Raw genomic sequence first — 17,430 nt, forward strand, 5'->3', positions numbered from 1 at the left:
CGCGCCGGCACCGAGCGGGGTGCGCCGGTGCGCCTGTTCGTAGCGATCTACCCGTCGCCGGAGGCGTTGGCCGACCTGACCGGGGAACTGGCCCGGCTGCGGGTCGGTACGGCACACGCGTCCGGTGTCGACGTACGGCTGACCCCGCCGGACAACCTGCACCTGACCGTGGTCTTCATCGGCGAGGTGGCCGACACCCGGCTACCCGAGGTGCGGTCGGCGCTGGACCGGGCGGCCCGGACCTGGCGGCCTCCGCTCGGCACCGACGGCTCGGTGGAGGTCGTCGGCGTACCCCGGTTGTCGCTGGGCGGGGGCGGTCTGTTCGGGGCGGCGCCGGACACCGTGCTCTGGGTGGGGGTGCGCGGGGACGTCGACGCCCTGCACGCGGTGAGCCTGGCCACCCGACGGGAACTCGCCACCATCGGGCTGTCGTCCGACCTCCGGCCGTACGTCCCGCACCTCACCCTGGCCCGGCCGGGAAGGCGGGTCCCCCCTGAGGCCGTCGAGGCGGACCGGGCGGTGCTGGACGGCTACCTCGGCCCGACCTGGCCGGTGACCGAGATGGTGCTGGTACGCAGCCACCCCGGCCCCCGGCCGGTCTACGAACGCCTGGCGGCCTGGTCGCTGTAGGGCCAGGCCACCGTGGGAGTCGTTACCAGGCCCAGGCCTCCGGGCCGGCGCCGCCCTTGCCGACCGGCGGGAACAGCTCGTCCAGCCGGGCCAGGGTCTCCTCGGAGAGGTCGACCTCCAGCGCACCGAGGCTCGCGTCGAGCTGCTGCACGGTACGCGGCCCGATGATCGGCGAGGTCACCCCGGGACGGGAGAGCAGCCAGCCGAGCGCGACGTCGGCCGGGTCGCTGCCCAGGTCCGCACAGAGCTTCTCGTACGCCTCGATGGTCGTACGGTGCTGGGCCAGGACATCGGTGACCCGCTCGGCCCTGGACCGCTCGGCCCCACCCTCGGCCAGCTTGCGGATCGCCCCGCTGAGCAGCCCGCCCTGCAACGGCGACCAGGGGATGATCCCGATGCCGTAGTGCTGGGCCGCGGGGATGACCTCGAGTTCGACCGCCCGGGTGAACAGGTTGTAGATGCTCTGCTCGGAGACCAGCCCGAGGAAGTGCCGCCGGGCGGCCGATTCCTGGGCGGCGGCCAGGTGCCACCCGGCGAAGTTCGACGAGCCGACGTACTGCACCTTGCCCTGGGCGACCAGGGTCTCCATCGCCTGCCAGATCTCCTCCCACGGGGTGGTGCGATCCACGTGGTGCATCTGGAACAGGTCGATCCAGTCGGTCTGGAGCCGGCGCAGCGACTCCTCGCAGGAGCGGATGATGTGCCGGGCGGAGAGCCCGCGCTCGTTGGGCCAGTCACCCATCCGGCCGTAGACCTTGGTGGCCAGCACGATCCTGTCCCGTCGGCCGTCACCCTGGGCCAACCAGCGACCGATGATCTGCTCGGTCCAGCCCTCGCCGAGCCGCTGACCGTAGACGTTCGCGGTGTCGAAGAAGTTGATGCCGTGCTCCAGCGCCCGATCCATGATCTCGAAGCTGTCGGGTTCGCTGGTTTGTGGCCCGAAGTTCATCGTGCCCAGGCAGAGGCGGCTCACGGACAGGCCGGTACGGCCGAGTGTCGTGTATTCCATCTCCCTACCCTGCCACGCGCCAACGGTAGATGTCGATCAAGAAGATCGGCGCGCAGCGGGGAGGGCGGTCAGGAGGTTTCGCGTTGTGCGGGACCGCTGCCGAACAGGACGTCGTCCCAGCTCGGGAGCCGCTTGCGGGGCTTGCCGGACTGGTCGGTGGTCTCGTTCGTGGCCGCCGGTGCGGTGGTCCGACGGGGCCGGAGCACCGCCAGCGACGGTACCGCGGGGACCTCCTTGGGCAGGTCCGCGTCGTCGTCGAAGGCCGAACCCTGGCCCCCGCCGAGCAGTGCCGCGGCACCACCGGCGACCGGCCGTGGCCGGGGCGCCTCGTAGTTGGTGTGGGCGGCGGGGGAGACCGGTTCGAGCCCGCGACCGGCGCTCGACCCGAGTGGACGGTCGAGCGAGGCGAGCAGCGCGTCCCGACCGGCCCGGATCGGGTCCCGGGTCGGGCGGGGGGCGTGCTGGTCGCCGGTGGCGGCCGGCAGACCGTGCCCACCACGGGTCGGCTCGACCCGCGTCGGGCCGGGCAGCCCGTGTCCGCCCCGCTCCGGCGACGGCTCCTGGCCGAGGATCGGCGTCGGCCGCTCGGCGCACAGGTATTGCGCCATGTCGTCGTGCGGGGACACCATCTGCCGGGTCTTGTCGAGGTCCCAGACGGCCTGGGCGGTGGCCTTGCCGGACGGCCAGCTCGCGATGATCCGCCAGGTGCCGTCGTCGCGGCGGTACGCGTCCCAGGAGATCTTCTCGGTGTCGATGCTGTGCTGGGCCAACCGGCCGTCGACCACCTCGGCGAGCGGAACGCTCTTCTCCGAGTTCTTCAGCCGGGTACGCCGCGCGTGCTGGGCGACCATCGCCCGCTCCTGCAGGACCGGGCCGGCGTAACGCAGCACCCGGTCGACCGGGACCCCGGCGATCCGGGCGACGTCCTCGGCGGACTCGCCGGCGCGGATCCGGGCCTGGATGTCCCGTGGCGACAGTGAGGCCACCGGGTCCTGTGCCGGGGAGACCACCGTCAGGGGAGTGCCACCCGGTTCGGCGTGCAGAACCGTGGCAACCCGCTCGTCGATGGGGAGCGCGAGCAGGCGGCCCACCTCGTCGGCGAGCACCAAAGCCTGGCCGTCCTCGGAGAGGGCGACGAAGCGTACCGGTCGCATCGCGTTGCCTCCGTCCCGCTTGCTCGGCCCACGCCACGAGCCAGCCACCCGGGCGTCCTCGCCACACGGTACGCCGGTCCGCCCGCGCGTGGGGGATGCCACGCCCGCATGTCGTGGGTGAGCTGCACGAATGATCAATGAACACCCCGTGCAGCCGGGCATCCGACACCCGCCCCGCCGACCGGGTGGCCCGGACGCGTTCGTAGGGTACGCGTCCGGGCACTCCGGGTTGGACCACGGGAACCGTCGGCGGGGGTCCGGCGGATGCTAGAGCGCGGCGACCACGTGGTCGATGCAGGCGGTCAGCGCCTCCACGTCGGCCGGCTCGACCGCCGGGTAGAGCGCCACCCGGAGCTGGTTGCGGCCCAGCTTCCGGTACGGCTCGGTGTCCACGATCCCATTGGCCCGCAACACCTTCGCGATCGCGGCGGCGTCCACCCGATCGGTGAAGTCGATCGTGGCGACCACGTTCGAGCGCAGCGCCGGGTCGATCACGTACGGTGTCGCCACTTCGGAGCGTTCGGCCCAGCCGTACACGATGGCGGCGCTCTCGGCGGTGCGCTTGGCCGCCCAGGCCAACCCGCCCTGCTTGTTCATCCAGTCGGTCTGCTCCGCGGCCAGGAAGATGGTCGCCAGCGCCGGGGTGTTGTAGGTCTGCTCCAGCCGGGAGTTGTCGACCGCGGTGACCAGGTCGAGGAAGGCCGGGATGTAGCGCCCCGACTCCTTGATCTCGGTGGCGCGGGCCAGCGCGGCCGGGGACATCAGCGCGATCCAGATGCCGCCGTCGGAGGCGAAGCACTTCTGCGGGGCGAAGTAGTAGACGTCGGTCTCGCGTACGTCGACGTCGAGCCCGCCCGCGCCGGAGGTCGCGTCGACCAGCAGCAGCGAGTCCGGGTCGGCGCCGGCCACCCGGCGGACCGGCACCGCCACGCCGGTCGAGGTCTCGTTCTGCGGGGTGGCGTAGACGTCCACACCGGCCTCGGCGACCAGCGCCGGAGCGGAGCCGGCCTCGGCCTTGCGTACGGTCGGCGTACCGAGGAACGGTGCGTCACCGACCGCCTTGGCGAACTTGGCGCCGAACTCGCCGAAGTTGGCGAACTGCGCCCGGTCGCGGACCAGACCGAAGGTGGCGACGTCCCAGAAGGCGGTGGTGCCGCCGTTGCTGAGGACGACCTCGTATCCCTCGGGCAGGGAGAAGAAGTCGGCGAGGCCCTGGCGCAGCCGGGCGACCTGGTCGCGTACGGTCCGCTGCCGGTGGGAGGTGCCGAGGAACGTCGTCGCCACGTCGGCGAGCGCGGAGACGGCCGCCGGGCGGATCTTGGACGGGCCGGCACCGAACCGGCCGTCGGCGGGTTTCAACTCGTCGGGGATCCTGATGGTCGATGGGTCAGCCACGGTTATCGACGATCCTTCCGATGGGCCGGCGCGGCCCGGGACCTGGGATGCGGGGACTCCGGGCGCGCGGGCAGCGGGGGCGCCGCGAGCCGGATCCATGGATGTCCGGCGACGCTGCCGAGCCCTCATCCTCGCACTACCCGAGCCCCTGACCCGGTGCAGTCCCACCGCCCCGGTGAGTCGTCCGCCACAGCCGTGGGGCGGAAACGGCGGTGGCCCACCCGACCGGAGTCGGATGGGCCACCAGCGTGGTCGGGATCACACGTTGTGGACGACCGCGTCCCAGCCCTCGACGTCGGCCGGCTTGCGGGTGCCCGGACCGGTGTAACGGGCGGCCGGGCGGACCAGCCGGCCGAGCTTCTTCTGCTCCAGGATGTGCGCGCTCCACCCGCCCATCCGGGCACAGGTGAACATCGAGGTGAACATGTGCGCCGGCACCTCGGCGAAGTCGAGCACGACCGCGGACCAGAACTCGACGTTGGTGGCGAGCACCCGGTCCGGCTTGCGGGCCTGCAACTCGGCGAGGGCGGCCTTTTCCAGCGCCTCGGCGATCTCGAACCGGGGGGCGCCCAGTTCCTTGGCGGTACGCCGCAGCACGCGCGCCCGCGGGTCCTCGGCCCGGTAGATCCGGTGGCCGAAGCCCATCAGCCGCTCGCCCCGGTCGAGTACGCCCTTGACGTACCCCTCGGCGTCGCCGCTGCGCTCCACCGCCTCGATCATGTGCAGCACCCGGGACGGCGCACCGCCGTGCAGCGGGCCGGACAGCGCACCGATGCCGGAGGAGATGCAGGCCGCCGCGTCGGCGCCGGTGGAGGCGACGATCCGGGCGGTGAAGGTGGAGGCGTTCAGGCCGTGCTCGGCGGCGGAGATGAAGTACGCGTCGACCGCCTTGACGTGCCGGGGGTCCGGCTCGCCGCGCCAGCGCTTCATGAACCGTTCGACGATCGTCTGGGCCTTGTCGATCTCCTTCTGCGGCACCGCCGGCAGGCCCAGGCCACGGGCCGACTGGGCGACGAAGGAGAGGGCGGTGACGGAGACCCGGGCGAGGTCCTCGCGTACCTGCTCGTCCTTGATGTCGAGGAGCTGGTCGAGACCCCAGTACGGGGCGAGCATCGCGACCGCGGACTGTACGTCCACCCGGATGTCGCCGGAGTGCACCGGCACCGGGAACGGCTCGGCCGGCGGCAGGCCGGGGCCGAACCGGCCGTCCACCAGCAACGCCCACACGTTGCCGAAGGAGACCTGTCCGATCAGATCCTCGATGTCAACGCCTCGATAGCGCAGCGAGCCGCCCTCTTTGTCGGGCTCGGCAATCTCGGTCTCGAAGGCGATCACGCCTTCCAGCCCCGGCTTGAAGTCGGACATTTCGCTCTCCTGGATCTGCATCGTCCGTACACCCGGGGCTCATCGGCGTAACCGGAGCTCCTTAGGCGACCCTCAGGGATGTATTTCGTGCCATCTTGCCTGGTGAGTAACTAACTTTGCGACCCGAACGGGTTGTGCTACGCACAACACAGGTGTGGCCGGGAACCCGGCGCGGATTCATCGACTGCCGGCAAATTACCTGGCCGGTGCCGGTTCGCGCAGGTCGTAGCGGGTGCAGCAAGATGGCGGGGTGACGGGAGACACAGTTCCACCAGCGGGTATTCGCCGCGATTATTCCGGCGAACGCGGCCTGCACCGCGCCGATCTGGCCCCGGACTGGTTCACCCAGTTCGACCGCTGGTTCGCCGATGCGGTCGCCGCCGGCCTGCCCGAGCCGAACGCGATGGTGGTCGCCACCGCGGATGCCGCCGGTCGGCCGAGCGGGCGGACCGTACTGCTCAAGGGGTACGACGAGCGCGGGTTGGTGTTCTTCACCAACTACGGGTCGCGCAAGGGCCTCGAAGCGTTCGCGAACCCGTACGCGAGCCTGGTTTTTCCGTGGTTCCCGATGCAACGCCAGGTGGTGGTCTGCGGGGCGGTGGAGCCGGTGGACCGGGCCGAGACCGAGGCGTACTTCGACAGCCGGCCGCGCGGTTCCCGGCTCGGGGCGTGGGCGAGCCCACAGTCGCAGGTTCTCCCGGACCGGGAGACCCTCGACGCCGGCTACCGGGAGGTTGTGGACCGGTTCGGCGACGATGACCCGATTCCACCGCCGCCGAACTGGGGCGGCCTGCGGGTGCTGCCGGAGACGGTGGAGTTCTGGCAGGGACGGACCAGCAGGCTGCACGATCGGCTGCGCTACCGTCGAGGCGACGAACAGGGGTGGATCATCGAACGACTGGCACCATGAGTTCAGCGCTCGCGGCGGACAAGAACGAGAAGACACCGTCGCGGTGGGCGATCGACGTACGCCCGCTCCGGGTGCCCGCGTACCGCCGGTTGTGGATCGGCAACGGCGTGTCGATGTACGGCATGCAGTTCACGGCGGTCGCCGTACCGGTGGAGATGTACAGCCTGACCCACGACTCGCTCTGGGTCGGCCTGCTCGGGCTCGCCACCCTGGTGCCGTTGGTGATCTTCGGCATCTGGGGCGGAGCCGTCGCCGACCTGGTCGACCGGCGCAAGCTGCTGCTGGTCAGCACCACCCTGCTCTGGGCCACCACCCTCGGCCTGCTGCTCCAGGCGGTGTTCCGGGTGGGCAGTCCGGTGCTGCTGCTCGCCCTGGTCGCGGTCCAGTCGGCCGCGTTCGGGATCAGCTCACCGGCCCGCCAGGCGATCATCACCCGGCTGGTGCCGACCCGGCTGGTGCCGGCCGCGTTGACCCTCGGCTTCACCACCTCGCAGGCCGCCGGGGTGGCCGGGCCGCTCACCGCCGGCCTGATCTTCTCCGCCTGGGCCCCGGCGACCGGCCTGCCGCTGGCGTACGGGGTGGACGCGGTGCTGTTCACCGTCTCGCTCTGGGCCACCTACCGGCTGCCCTCGCTGGCGCCCCTGGTCGAGGACGCGACCGAGGGTGACGCCGCCGCGCCGCCCGCCCGCCGGTCCGGCCTGCGCACCATCGCGGACGGCTTCCACTACCTGGCCACCACGCCCCTGCTCCTGCTCTCCTTCGCCATCGACCTGATCGCGATGGTCCTGGCCATGCCCCGCAGCCTCTTCCCCGAGGTGGCCGAGGAACGGTTCGGCGGCGGTGCGGCGATCGGCCTGCTCTACAGCGCGATCGCGATCGGATCGGTGCTCGGCGGGCTCACCTCGGGCTGGATCGGGCGGATCCAGCGCCAGGGCCTCGCCCTGGTTGTCGCGGTGGTCGGTTGGGGGATCAGCATCGCGCTGGCCGGTCTGGCGCACCAGCTCTGGCTGGTGGTCGGGCTGCTCGCCCTGGCCGGCGCCGCCGACCTGGTCAGCTCGGTGTTCCGGCAGTCGATGCTGCAGGTCTACGTGCCGGACCGGATGCGCGGCCGGTTGCAGGGTGTCAACATCACCGTGGTGGCCGGTGGGCCCCGGCTCGGTGACCTGCGGGCCGGGCTGATGGCCTCGTCGCTCGGGGTCGGGTTCGCCTGGGTCGGCGGTGGGCTGGCGGTTGTCGTGCTGGCCCCGCTGCTCGCGCTCGCCTTCCCGGCCCTGCTGCGCTACCGGGCCCCGGCCACCCCGGCGGACTGACTCGCTGGTGGCCGGGTCGGCGGGTGACCGGGCGGTGGCCGGGGACAACCGATATCGTCCCGGCATGGACAACGTCGAGACCGGGCCCCGCCCGCTGTCCGGAACACAGTGGACGATCACGGGTGGCGACCAGCAGGCCGTCGTGGTGGAGGTGGGCGGTGGACTGCGCGCCTACCGGGTGGGCGGGGTGGACTACCTCGACGGGTACGCCGACGACGAGGTCTCGCCGGGCAGTGCCGGACAGGTGCTCGCCCCGTGGCCGAACCGGATCCGGGACGGCCGGTACAGCTTCGGCGGGCGGGCGTACCAGCTCTCGCTGACCGAGCCGGACAAGCACACCGCGATCCACGGGCTGGTCAACTGGCTGCCCTGGCACCTGGTCGAGCAGGCCCCGGACGCGATCACGGTCGCCTGTGAGCTGCCGCCCCAGATCGGCTACCCGTGGCCGTTGCGGCTGAGCACCCGGTGGTCGATCGGCCCGGACGGGCTTCGCGCCGAGCACGAGGTGACCAACCTGGGCGCGCAGGAGTGCCCGTTCGGGCTCTCCGTGCATCCGTACTTCCGGCTGCCGGGGGTGCCGGTCGAGGAGGTGCGGGTCCGGGTGCCGGGGCGCAGCCGGCTGCTGACCGACGGTCGGCTGCTGCCGATCGGGGCGGTGAAGGTGACCGGCAGTGAGTACGACTTCACCGAGCCCCGGCGGATCGGTGAGGCGGTGCTCGACGTCACCTTCGGCGACATCGACCAGGGGCCGGACGGCTCCAGCGTGACGCTCGCCGGCCCGGTCGGGGAGCCTGCGGTCAGCATCTGGGCGGATCCGGCGTTCGGCTGGTGGCAGGTGTTCACCGGCGACACCCTGATCGGGGACCGGTACCGCCGTTCGGTCGCGGTGGAGCCGATGACCTGCCCGCCGGACGCGTTCCGGTCCGGCCGGGACGTGATCGTGCTGGCACCCGGCGCGACCTGGCGGGCGAGCTGGGGCATCCGCCCTGCCGCCGAATAGGCATCGGGTCGCTCGGATGGAATTCGCGGAGGTCGTACGGCGACGGCGGATGGTGCGCAACTACGACCCGGACCGACCGGTCCCGCCGGAGGTGGTCGACCGACTGCTGGACCACGCGGTACGGGCACCGTCGGCCGGGTTCTCCCAGGGCTGGGGCTTCCTGGTGTTGTCCGACGCCCCGGACCGGGACCGGTTCTGGGGCGCGGCGACTCCGGCGCGGGCGGGGCGGGGGCGGTGGCTCGACGGGATGCGGCGGGCCCCGCTGATCGTGGTCCCGCACGCCAACCGCTCGGCCTACCTGGACCGGTACGCCGAACCGGACAAGGGTTGGGCCGATCGGGACGAGAACCGGTGGCCGGTGCCGTACTGGTATGTCGACACCGGTTTCGCCGCTCTTTTGATGCTGCTCACCGCGGTTGACGAAGGGCTCGGTGCGTGTTTCTTCGGCATCCCGCCGGAGCGGCTTTCGTCGTACCGGGAGGCGTTCGGCGTACCGGAGGAATTTGTTCCCATCGGGGCGATCACCATCGGTTATCGCGCTCCGGACCATCGGTCGCCGTCGTTGGATCGAGGTCGTCGCCCGGTTGAACAGGTCGTGCATCGCGGTCAATGGAGTTGACCGGTTGGTCGGCAGTCGCCGGACGGGCAGTAACGAAATCGACATCCGGGAACAAACCGCAATGTCGTTGTCGGTCGCTAGGCTGACACCGGCCTTCGGTTTGGTGCCGGTGTCACCGGGCGTGGTGAGGCACGGTCAGACTGGCACGGTCGAATGGCAGGGCCGGCTCGGCCACGGGGAGGGGAGCGTACCGTCGTGATCTTCAAAGCGGTTCGGGACGGACGTCCCTACCCGGACCACGAGTTCACCCTGAAGCAGTGGGCGGAGATCCCGCCGCGTCCGATCCGGCTCGACCAGCTCATCACCACCAAGCGGGAGCTGGCTCTGGACAAGCTGCTGGCCGAGGACTCCACCTTCTACGGCGACCTGTTCCCGCACGTCGTGCAGTGGAACAACGGCCTCTACCTGGAGGACGGCCTGCACCGGGCGCTCCGTGCGGCGTTGCAGCAGCGCAACCAGATCCACGCCCGGGTGCTCGTGCTCGGGGCGACCCAGTGAACGCGCCCGCCTCGCCCCTGGACCTGCTCGACCTGGACGCGCTGCTGTCCGAGGAGGAGCGGCAGATCCGTTCGGTCGTACGCCGGCTGGTCGACGACCGGGTCCGCCCGCACGTCGCCGGGTGGTACGAGTCCGGCGAGGCGCCGATCCGCGAGCTGGCGGTCGAGTTCGGCAAACTGGGCCTGCTCGGCATGCACCTGACCGGGTACGGCTGCGCCGGCGCCTCGGCGGTCGCGTACGGGCTGGCCTGTCTGGAGCTCGAGGCGGGCGACTCCGGGCTGCGGTCCCTGGTGTCGGTGCAGGGCTCGCTCGCCATGTACGCCATCTGGCGGTACGGCAGCGAGGAGCAGAAGCAGTCCTGGCTGCCGACGATGGCGACGGGCGAGACGATCGGCTGCTTCGGCCTGACCGAACCCGACCACGGCTCGGATCCGGCCTCGATGGCGACCACCGCCCGCCGCGACGGCACCGACTGGGTGCTGACCGGCACCAAGATGTGGATCACCAACGCCCCGCTGGCCGACCTGGCGGTGGTCTGGGCCCGGACCGACGACGGGGTACGCGGTTTTGTCGTACCGCTGGACAGCGCCGGGGTGACCGCCCGCGAGATCCGGCACAAGATGTCGCTGCGCGCATCCTCCACGGGTGAACTCGTCCTGGACGGGGTAAGGCTGCCGGCAGCGGCCCGGTTGCCGGGGGCGACCGGGTTGAAGGCGCCGCTGTCCTGCCTGACCGAGGCGCGGTTCGGGATCGTCTGGGGTGCGCTCGGCGCGGCCCGGGACTGCCTGGAGGTCGCGCTGGACTACGCGGTCAACCGGACCCAGTTCGGCCGACCGATCGCCGGTTTCCAGCTCACCCAGGCGAAGCTGGCCGACATGGCGGTCGAGTTGCAGAAGGGCAACCTGCTCGCGCTGCACCTGGGTCGGCTTGCCGACAGCGGTGTGCTGCGCCCGGACCAGGTCAGCGTCGGCAAGCTGAACAACGTACGGGAGGCGCTGGCCATCGCCCGGCAGTGCCGGACGATCCTCGGTGCGAACGGGATCAGCGGCGAGTACCCGGTGCTGCGCCATGCCAGCAACCTGGAGACCGTGTTGACCTACGAGGGCACCTCGGAGATCCACCAGTTGGTGATCGGCCAGCGGTTGACCGGAATCGCCGCGTTCAACTGACCGTCCCGTCGGGTACAAGTACGGCAGTGGTCGTGTTGTCGTACCCGACCCGTACCGTTTGTACCAGGCAAACGGTCTGATGAGGACGGTGAGGGCAGATGTCCCGTAGCGGAGATGTCAACGAGCCCACCCGGGAATACCCGGAGTACGCGCAGGGCAAGGCACCGGCGGCGCAGGGCAAGGCGGCACCGACCGCCCCGGCCCCCGATCGCCGCTGGGCCGCCGACGCCGAGGATGCCGACCACCCGGTGGACCACGACCACGGGACGGATCCCACCCAGCCGGAGCCGGTGATCACCACCGCCCCGGCGCGCGGGCGCGGACTGTTCTGGCTGGCCGGCGCGCTCGCCGTGGTTCTGGTTCTGGTCCTCGGCGTACGGGCGACCGGGTTGTGGCCGACCTGGCGGAACCCGTTCGCGCAGGAGACGACCGATCGCAGCCAGCCGCCGTTGCTGAAGTCGATCCAGGACCTGAGTCGGTACGTGGCCGCCGAGGGGAACTTCCAGGTGGTGATCGACCTCCAGCAGGACCGCAAGTACGTCCCCGACTTCCTGCTCAACGAACGTACCCTTTTTGTCGGAGCGGGATCTGTTGAGTCATATGTCGACTTTGCGAAGATTTCCGAGGGTGGAGTGATCGAATCCGCCGATCGGAAGTCGGTGGAGATCCGGTTGCCCGCACCGCAACTCGGCGAGACCAATCTCGATCTGGAGAAGAGCTACGTATTCGCCGAGGATCGGGGGCTGCTCAACCGGCTCGGCGAGGTCTTCGGTGGCGATCCGAACCGGCAGCGCGAGGTCTATCAGAAGGCGGAGGAGAGCATTGCCGCCGCGGCTCGGGACAGCGGACTCGGTGACCGGGCCCAGGAGAACACCCGGAAAATGCTCGAGGGACTGCTGCGCTCACTCGGCTACGAGAAGGTGACCGTCACCTATACCGCTCCCTGAGCGTAGGAGTTCGATGACTCGGTGTCATCCCAGGTCAGCCAGGTATGCCGGGTATTCTCCTAGCGTCCCCTGGTGGCGTCTCAACGCGGGCGGGATGTGGCGGTAGGATCCAGCGGCGTCTTGAGAAGGCGGCCGACGGAGCACCGCGCTGCCCTCGCCGCCGGCCCCTCGCCAATCGACACACCGAGAAATCGAATCGGGAGAAACGCCTGTGGCACTTTCTGTTGCCGGAGACGAGATCGAGGTTACCGTCCTGCTGCCCTGCCTGAACGAGGCAGAGACGTTGGAGATCTGCGTCACCAAAGCTGTCCGGGCTCTGGCCGAACTCGGCGTGGTGGGCGAGGTGCTGGTCAGCGACAACGGGTCCACCGACGGTTCGCAGGAGATCGCCACCCGGGCGGGGGCGCGGGTGTCACACGCCCCCATCCGTGGTTACGGCGGCGCCCTGCTCAACGGCATCGAGCAGGCCCGCGGCAAGTACATCATCATGGGCGACGCGGACGACTCGTACGATCTGTCCGGTCTTGAGCCGTTCATCCGTGAACTGCGCGCCGGGCACGACCTGGTCATGGGCAACCGGTTCCGTGGCGGCATCGCCAAGGGTGCGATGCCGCCGCTGCACCGCTACCTGGGCAACCCGGTGCTGTCCTGGCTGGGGCGCCGGCTGTTCGGGCTGCGCAACGTCGGCGACTTCCACTGCGGCATCCGGGGCTTCAACCGGGACCGCATCCGCGAACTGCAGCTCTGCATGCCGGGCATGGAGTTCGCCTCCGAGCTGGTGGTCCGGGCCGCCCTCAACAAGTACGACATCGTCGAGGTGCCGACCACGCTCCAGAAGGACGGCCGCAGCCGCCCGCCGCACCTGCGTACCTGGCGGGACGGCTGGCGTCACCTGCGCTTCCTGCTGGTCTTCGCCCCCCGCAAGACACTGATCTGGCCGGGGCTGGTGCTGTTCGTGCTCGGTCTGCTCGGCACCGCGACGCTCTCCTTCGGGCCGCTGCAGGTGGCCGGGGTCGGCTTCGACATCAGCACCATGGTCTACACCTGTTTGGCCGTACTGAGCGGTGCGCAACTACTGCTCTTCGGGGTCTTCGCGCTGCTCTACGGGCACACCGAGGGGATCACCAACCAGGACCAGGTGGCCTGGTGGGGCAGGTGGGTACGGTTCGAGACCTGCACCGCCGCCGGGCTGTTCCTGATCCTGCTCGGGCTGGCCGGGTCGATTCTCGCCGTCACCGCCTGGGGAGCCAGCGGCTTCGGTGAGCAGAACCTCGCCGAGACCCTGCGGGTGGTGCTTCCCTCGTCCACGGTGATCGGCCTGGGCGTGACGGTCCTCTTCTCCGGCCTCTTCGCCAGCCTGCTCAACCTGCGCCGGGTCAGCCCGAGCGTGAACGCCGCCGTCACCCCGGTCGACGACGCGCGCACCGACAGCGACCTCGCCTCGGCCCGCGGCTGAGTACGCCGTGACGCTGCAGACCACGCCCGACGGGTCGGCCAAGCCGGCCGGCCCCGCTCGGCCGGACCAGGCCGACGAGTCACCCGAGGCGAACGTGTCAACCGAAGACCGCAACGCGGCCGACTCGACGGCAGCCGTCGAGCCGGCCGGGACCGCCGCGACCACCACCACCACCACCGACGCGCCGGCGACCACGGGTCGCCGGGTGCCGGGCTGGCTGGGCAACGGCGGCACGGTGGCCGTACTCACCTGGCTCGTGGCGACCCCGGTCGCGATCCTCATCCCCCGGCTGATCGACCGGAACCCGTTCTCGGCGGGCGCGTCCACCATCCCGCTCGCGGCGGCGTTCCTGCTGATCATCGCGGTGTTCGTACTGGCCCTGCGCTGGTCCGGCGAGGCGGTAGCCGGGATGGCGGCCGGTCTCGGCGCGGCCTGGACCGTGCTGATGCTCCGGTCGGCACTCAACGGCACCCCGTTCGGCTTCGCCGGACTGGTCGGCGACATGGGCCGGATGTCGGCCTCGGCGGAGCGCTACACCACCACCATCGCCTCCAGCGACACCCTGGTCCACGGGCTTCCGTCGGAGTACCCGCCGTTCTACGCCTGGCTGGTCGGGCGGGCGTCGGTCGTCCTGGACGAGCCGGCCTGGCGACTGCTCGCCGACGCCGAGGTGCTGTTCAGCTCCCTGGCGGTGCTCGCCGCGTTCCTGATGTGGCGCCGGCTGGTCGGGCCGTGGGTGGCCGTGGCCATCTCCGCCCTGACACTGATCACCTGGTCGGACCCGCGCAAGGCGTTCGAGGTAGTGACCCTGGCGATCTTCGTACCGTGGGCGCTGGAGGTCTTCGCCCGTCCGGCCCGGCGCCGGATGCACTGGCTGCCGGCCGGCATCCTCGGCGGATTCATCGTGATCACCTACCAGGCGTGGATGGTCTACGCGGCGATCGGCCTGATCACCCTGATCGTGATCGCCTGGCGGACCGAGCCGGACCGGTGGGCGTACCTGCGTCGGCTGGGCCTGATCGTGCTGGTCTCGTTCGTGGTCGCGTCCTGGTACATCGTGCCGTTCGGCTGGGCCACCCTCACCAAGGGCGGACAGTCGATCTCCGACCTGTACGTCTCCGGCTCGCTGAACTCCGACCTGTTCCCGTTCCTGAACGTCAACCCGATCGGGCTGCTGCAACTGGTCGGTCTGGTCGGCCTGGTGTGGCTGTGGCGCTCGGTCTGGTGGGCCCGGCCGCTGCTCCTGCTGATCATCTCCGCGTACGGCTACCGGGTGCTGTCGATGATCCGGTACGTGCTGACCCAGCACACCGGGTTCATGCACTACACCGCCCGCCTCTACGGGATCCTGTTCACCGTCGCCGGCATCCTCGTGGTCGCCCACCTCGCCCCGATCGTGCTGCGCCGGCTACGGCTGACCCCGCCCCGGCTGGCCGGGTCGGCGCTGCTCGCCGTTGTGCTCGCCTGGACCGCGGCCGGCTTCACCAGCACCTGGATGCCGGAGAGCGGCAGCAAGTACGCGATCATGGCGCACAGCGAACCGCTGCCCGGTGGGGGCTACCCGACCTACGCCCCGAAGGAGGGTCGCCGCCCCGGCTTCCCGATCACCGAGGTCGAGCAGGCGGTCGAACGGGAACTCGGGCCGAAGGCGCAGCCGATCACCCTCGCCACCGACGACCGGGTCTTCTCGTTCCTGCCCTGGCCCGGCTTCATGGACAACGACCGGACCGCCGGCAGCACCCTGTCGCGGTGGGACGACCGGCTGGACGAGGTGGAGAAGCTCGCCTCGACCCGTGATCCGGCGGCGTTCGCGGCCAAGGCGGCGAACGTCGGCGAGTTCGGGCCGATCCAGGTCTTCGTGCTGAGCGAGCAGCCGGACGGCTGGGCCTGGCGCAGCCTGCGGTTCACCCCGGACCAGTTCTCGACCTCGGACTGGACCATCGTCGAGCTGCCGCAGAACGTCGTGGTGGCCATCCGGCGCTGACCGGCGCCCGGGAACACGAGCAGGACCACGAATCGGGGCCGTACCCAGCCGGGTACGGCCCCGATCGGCGTTGCTAGGCGACGTACGCCTGCTGGGCGTTCTCGTTCGGCATGATGATCCACAGCGCGATGTAGAGCAGCACCTGCGGGCCGGGCAGGATCACGGAGAGCACGAAGAGGAGCCGGACCACTCCGGTGGAGAGACCGAAGCGGCGGGCCAGCCCGGCGCAGACTCCGGCGATCATCCGGTGGTCCCGGGGTCGTACCAGTTTGCGACTCATGGTCGTCGTCTCCCAACTCTGCGGCCGTCCGCCGCGTCTGTATCCACCGTACGAACCGACATCCACCGACGCCCTCCGCCCTGAGGGCGATTCGGCGCATCCGTACCCGTAGGTGCTTACCCCGGTTGGCCGCCCGGGACGCATGCTTGGGGTGACGGGTAGGCTCGCCGCTCGGTGCTGGCCTGACCCAACGGCAACGGAGCCGGATGCGGCAGCGCGAGCGGCGGGAGGAGGATCGATGATCAGCGTCTTCGATCTGTTCACGGTAGGGATCGGGCCGTCCAGCTCACACACGGTGGGGCCGATGCGGGCGGCGCGTACGTTCGTCACCGGTCTCAAGGCCGACGGACTGCTCGTCGGCACCACCCGGATCCACGCCGAACTCTTCGGTTCGCTCGGCGCCACCGGTCACGGGCACGGCAGCGACCGGGCGGTCCTGCTCGGGCTGGCCGGTGAGGCACCCGAGACCGTGGACCCGGACCGGGTCGACGCGGCGGTGGCCGAGATCCGGGAGACCGGGCGGCTGGCCGTACTCGGTGCGCACACCATCGACTTCGATCCGGCCCGTGACCTGGTGCTGCACCGCCGCCGATCGCTGCCGTTCCACCCGAACGGGATGACCTTCACCGCGTACGACGAGACCGGTGAGGCGGTACGGGACCGGACGTACTACTCGGTCGGCGGCGGTTTTGTGGTCGACGAGGCGGCGGCCGGTGCCGACCGGATCAAGCCGGACCCGACTCGGGTGCCGTACCCGTTCAGCACGGGGGCGGAACTACTCAAGGTGACCGAGGAGACCGGGCTCTCGATCAGCGGGGTGATGTTCGCCAACGAGCGCGCCCGGCGCGGGGCGGACGAGATCCGTACCGGCCTGCTGGAGATCTGGCGGGTGATGCAGGAGTGCGTCGAGCGGGGCAGCCACCGTGACGGGGTGCTACCGGGCGGTCTCAAGGTGCGCCGGCGGGCGGCCGAGCTGCGGCGGTCCCTGGCGACCGAACGCGGGGCCGGCTGGTCGGGGACCGGAGGGTCGGAGGACCCGCTGCGGGTGATGGACTGGGTCACCCTGTTCGCGCTCGCGGTGAACGAGGAGAACGCCTCCGGCGGCCGGGTGGTCACCGCGCCGACCAACGGGGCCGCCGGCATCATCCCGGCGGTGCTGCACTACTACACCCGGTTCGTCGCCACCGCGTCGCCGGACGGTGTGGTCCGTTTCATGCTCGCCGCGGCGGCGATCGGGGTGCTGTTCAAGGAGAACGCCTCGATCTCCGGGGCCGAGGTCGGCTGCCAGGGCGAGGTCGGATCGGCCTGCTCGATGGCGGCGGCCGGGCTGGCCGAGGCACTGGGCGGGACCCCGGCCCAGGTGGAGAACGCGGCCGAGATCGGGATGGAGCACAACCTCGGCCTGACCTGTGACCCGGTCGGCGGGCTGGTGCAGATCCCGTGCATCGAGCGGAACGCGGTGGCGAGCATCAAGGCGATCACCGCGGCCCGGCTGGCGCTGCGCGGGGACGGCGTACACACGGTCTCCCTGGACAAGGTCATCAAGACCATGCGGGAGACCGGTGCGGACATGAAGGTCAAGTACAAGGAGACCGCGCGGGGTGGGCTGGCGGTCAATGTCATCGAGTGCTGAGGGTTGATGGATCCGCGCTCAGCAGCGCTCGCGCAGGCCCGGCACCGCCTACCGAGCGTGCTGACCGACTG

General features: G+C 70.8%; 16 protein-coding genes. 11 read left to right on the forward strand and 5 right to left on the reverse strand.

The genetic code is table 11. The annotated features are described in order from the left end of the window. Positions 1-27: 27 nt before the first annotated feature. Entirely contained in the window at positions 28-630 is a 603-nt protein-coding gene (gene thpR, locus ACWEFB_RS12110) for an RNA 2',3'-cyclic phosphodiesterase (protein ID WP_452284807.1), read from the forward strand. A 22-nt stretch (positions 631-652) separates the two neighbouring features. Here thpR and ACWEFB_RS12115 read toward each other — a convergent pair whose 3' ends face one another. The 4 genes from ACWEFB_RS12115 to ACWEFB_RS12130 all read right to left on the reverse strand — a co-directional run bounded on the left by ACWEFB_RS12115 (position 653) and on the right by ACWEFB_RS12130 (position 5,553). Continuing rightward, positions 653-1,639, reverse strand: a complete 987-nt coding sequence (locus ACWEFB_RS12115) for an aldo/keto reductase (RefSeq protein ID WP_452284809.1) — start codon at positions 1,637-1,639, stop codon at positions 653-655. A gap of 68 nt (positions 1,640-1,707) precedes the next feature. Continuing rightward, positions 1,708-2,793 (reverse strand): septation protein SepH, encoded by a 1,086-nt coding sequence (gene sepH / locus ACWEFB_RS12120; RefSeq protein ID WP_326561305.1) that lies wholly within the window; start codon positions 2,791-2,793, stop codon positions 1,708-1,710. 267 nt (positions 2,794-3,060) lie between these two features. Further along, complete coding sequence (serC, locus tag ACWEFB_RS12125; protein WP_452284811.1) at positions 3,061-4,188, reverse strand: phosphoserine transaminase; 1,128 nt, start codon at positions 4,186-4,188, stop codon at positions 3,061-3,063. Between the two features lie 258 nt (positions 4,189-4,446). Next, on the reverse strand, positions 4,447-5,553 hold the full coding sequence (locus tag ACWEFB_RS12130) for a citrate synthase 2 (RefSeq protein WP_452284813.1): 1,107 nt from the start codon (positions 5,551-5,553) through the stop codon (positions 4,447-4,449). A gap of 250 nt (positions 5,554-5,803) precedes the next feature. Here ACWEFB_RS12130 and pdxH point away from each other — a divergent pair, with 250 nt between their 5' ends. From pdxH to ACWEFB_RS12175, 9 genes are all read left to right on the forward strand, one after another. Further along, positions 5,804-6,463, forward strand: a complete 660-nt coding sequence (gene pdxH / locus ACWEFB_RS12135) for a pyridoxamine 5'-phosphate oxidase (protein WP_452284815.1) — start codon at positions 5,804-5,806, stop codon at positions 6,461-6,463. After that, positions 6,460-7,773 (forward strand): MFS transporter, encoded by a 1,314-nt coding sequence (locus ACWEFB_RS12140; protein ID WP_452284817.1) that lies wholly within the window; start codon positions 6,460-6,462, stop codon positions 7,771-7,773. The genes pdxH and ACWEFB_RS12140 overlap by 4 nt, the downstream gene beginning before the upstream one ends. A 64-nt stretch (positions 7,774-7,837) precedes the next feature. Continuing rightward, positions 7,838-8,773, forward strand: coding sequence for an aldose 1-epimerase family protein (locus tag ACWEFB_RS12145; RefSeq protein WP_452284819.1), 936 nt, complete (start codon positions 7,838-7,840; stop codon positions 8,771-8,773). Between the two features lie 16 nt (positions 8,774-8,789). Next, on the forward strand, positions 8,790-9,392 hold the full coding sequence (locus ACWEFB_RS12150; RefSeq protein WP_452284821.1) for a nitroreductase family protein: 603 nt from the start codon (positions 8,790-8,792) through the stop codon (positions 9,390-9,392). 195 nt (positions 9,393-9,587) lie between these two features. Next, the gene (locus ACWEFB_RS12155; protein ID WP_326561298.1) at positions 9,588-9,890 is read left to right on the forward strand and encodes a type II toxin-antitoxin system VapB family antitoxin; all 303 of its coding nucleotides are present in this window, start codon (positions 9,588-9,590) and stop codon (positions 9,888-9,890) included. Further along, positions 9,887-11,059: an acyl-CoA dehydrogenase family protein gene (locus ACWEFB_RS12160; protein ID WP_452284823.1), complete on the forward strand. Its 1,173-nt coding sequence runs from the start codon at positions 9,887-9,889 to the stop codon at positions 11,057-11,059. The genes ACWEFB_RS12155 and ACWEFB_RS12160 overlap by 4 nt, the downstream gene beginning before the upstream one ends. Before the next feature lie 98 nt (positions 11,060-11,157). Next, positions 11,158-12,006 (forward strand): DUF4230 domain-containing protein, encoded by an 849-nt coding sequence (locus ACWEFB_RS12165; protein ID WP_452284825.1) that lies wholly within the window; start codon positions 11,158-11,160, stop codon positions 12,004-12,006. A 211-nt stretch (positions 12,007-12,217) separates the two neighbouring features. Then, complete coding sequence (locus tag ACWEFB_RS12170) at positions 12,218-13,462, forward strand: glycosyltransferase family 2 protein (protein ID WP_326561295.1); 1,245 nt, start codon at positions 12,218-12,220, stop codon at positions 13,460-13,462. A gap of 7 nt (positions 13,463-13,469) precedes the next feature. Further along, on the forward strand, positions 13,470-15,446 hold the full coding sequence (locus ACWEFB_RS12175) for an arabinofuranosyltransferase (protein WP_452284827.1): 1,977 nt from the start codon (positions 13,470-13,472) through the stop codon (positions 15,444-15,446). A 73-nt stretch (positions 15,447-15,519) separates the two neighbouring features. Here ACWEFB_RS12175 and ACWEFB_RS12180 read toward each other — a convergent pair whose 3' ends face one another. Continuing rightward, positions 15,520-15,726, reverse strand: coding sequence for a PspC domain-containing protein (locus ACWEFB_RS12180; protein WP_326561293.1), 207 nt, complete (start codon positions 15,724-15,726; stop codon positions 15,520-15,522). Between the two features lie 238 nt (positions 15,727-15,964). On the opposite strand from ACWEFB_RS12180, the gene ACWEFB_RS12185 reads away from it, so the two are divergent. Further along, complete coding sequence (locus ACWEFB_RS12185; RefSeq protein ID WP_452284829.1) at positions 15,965-17,359, forward strand: L-serine ammonia-lyase; 1,395 nt, start codon at positions 15,965-15,967, stop codon at positions 17,357-17,359. The last annotated feature ends 71 nt before the right edge of the window (positions 17,360-17,430 follow it).

It is taken from the genome of Micromonospora sp. NPDC004704, assembly GCF_053601675.1.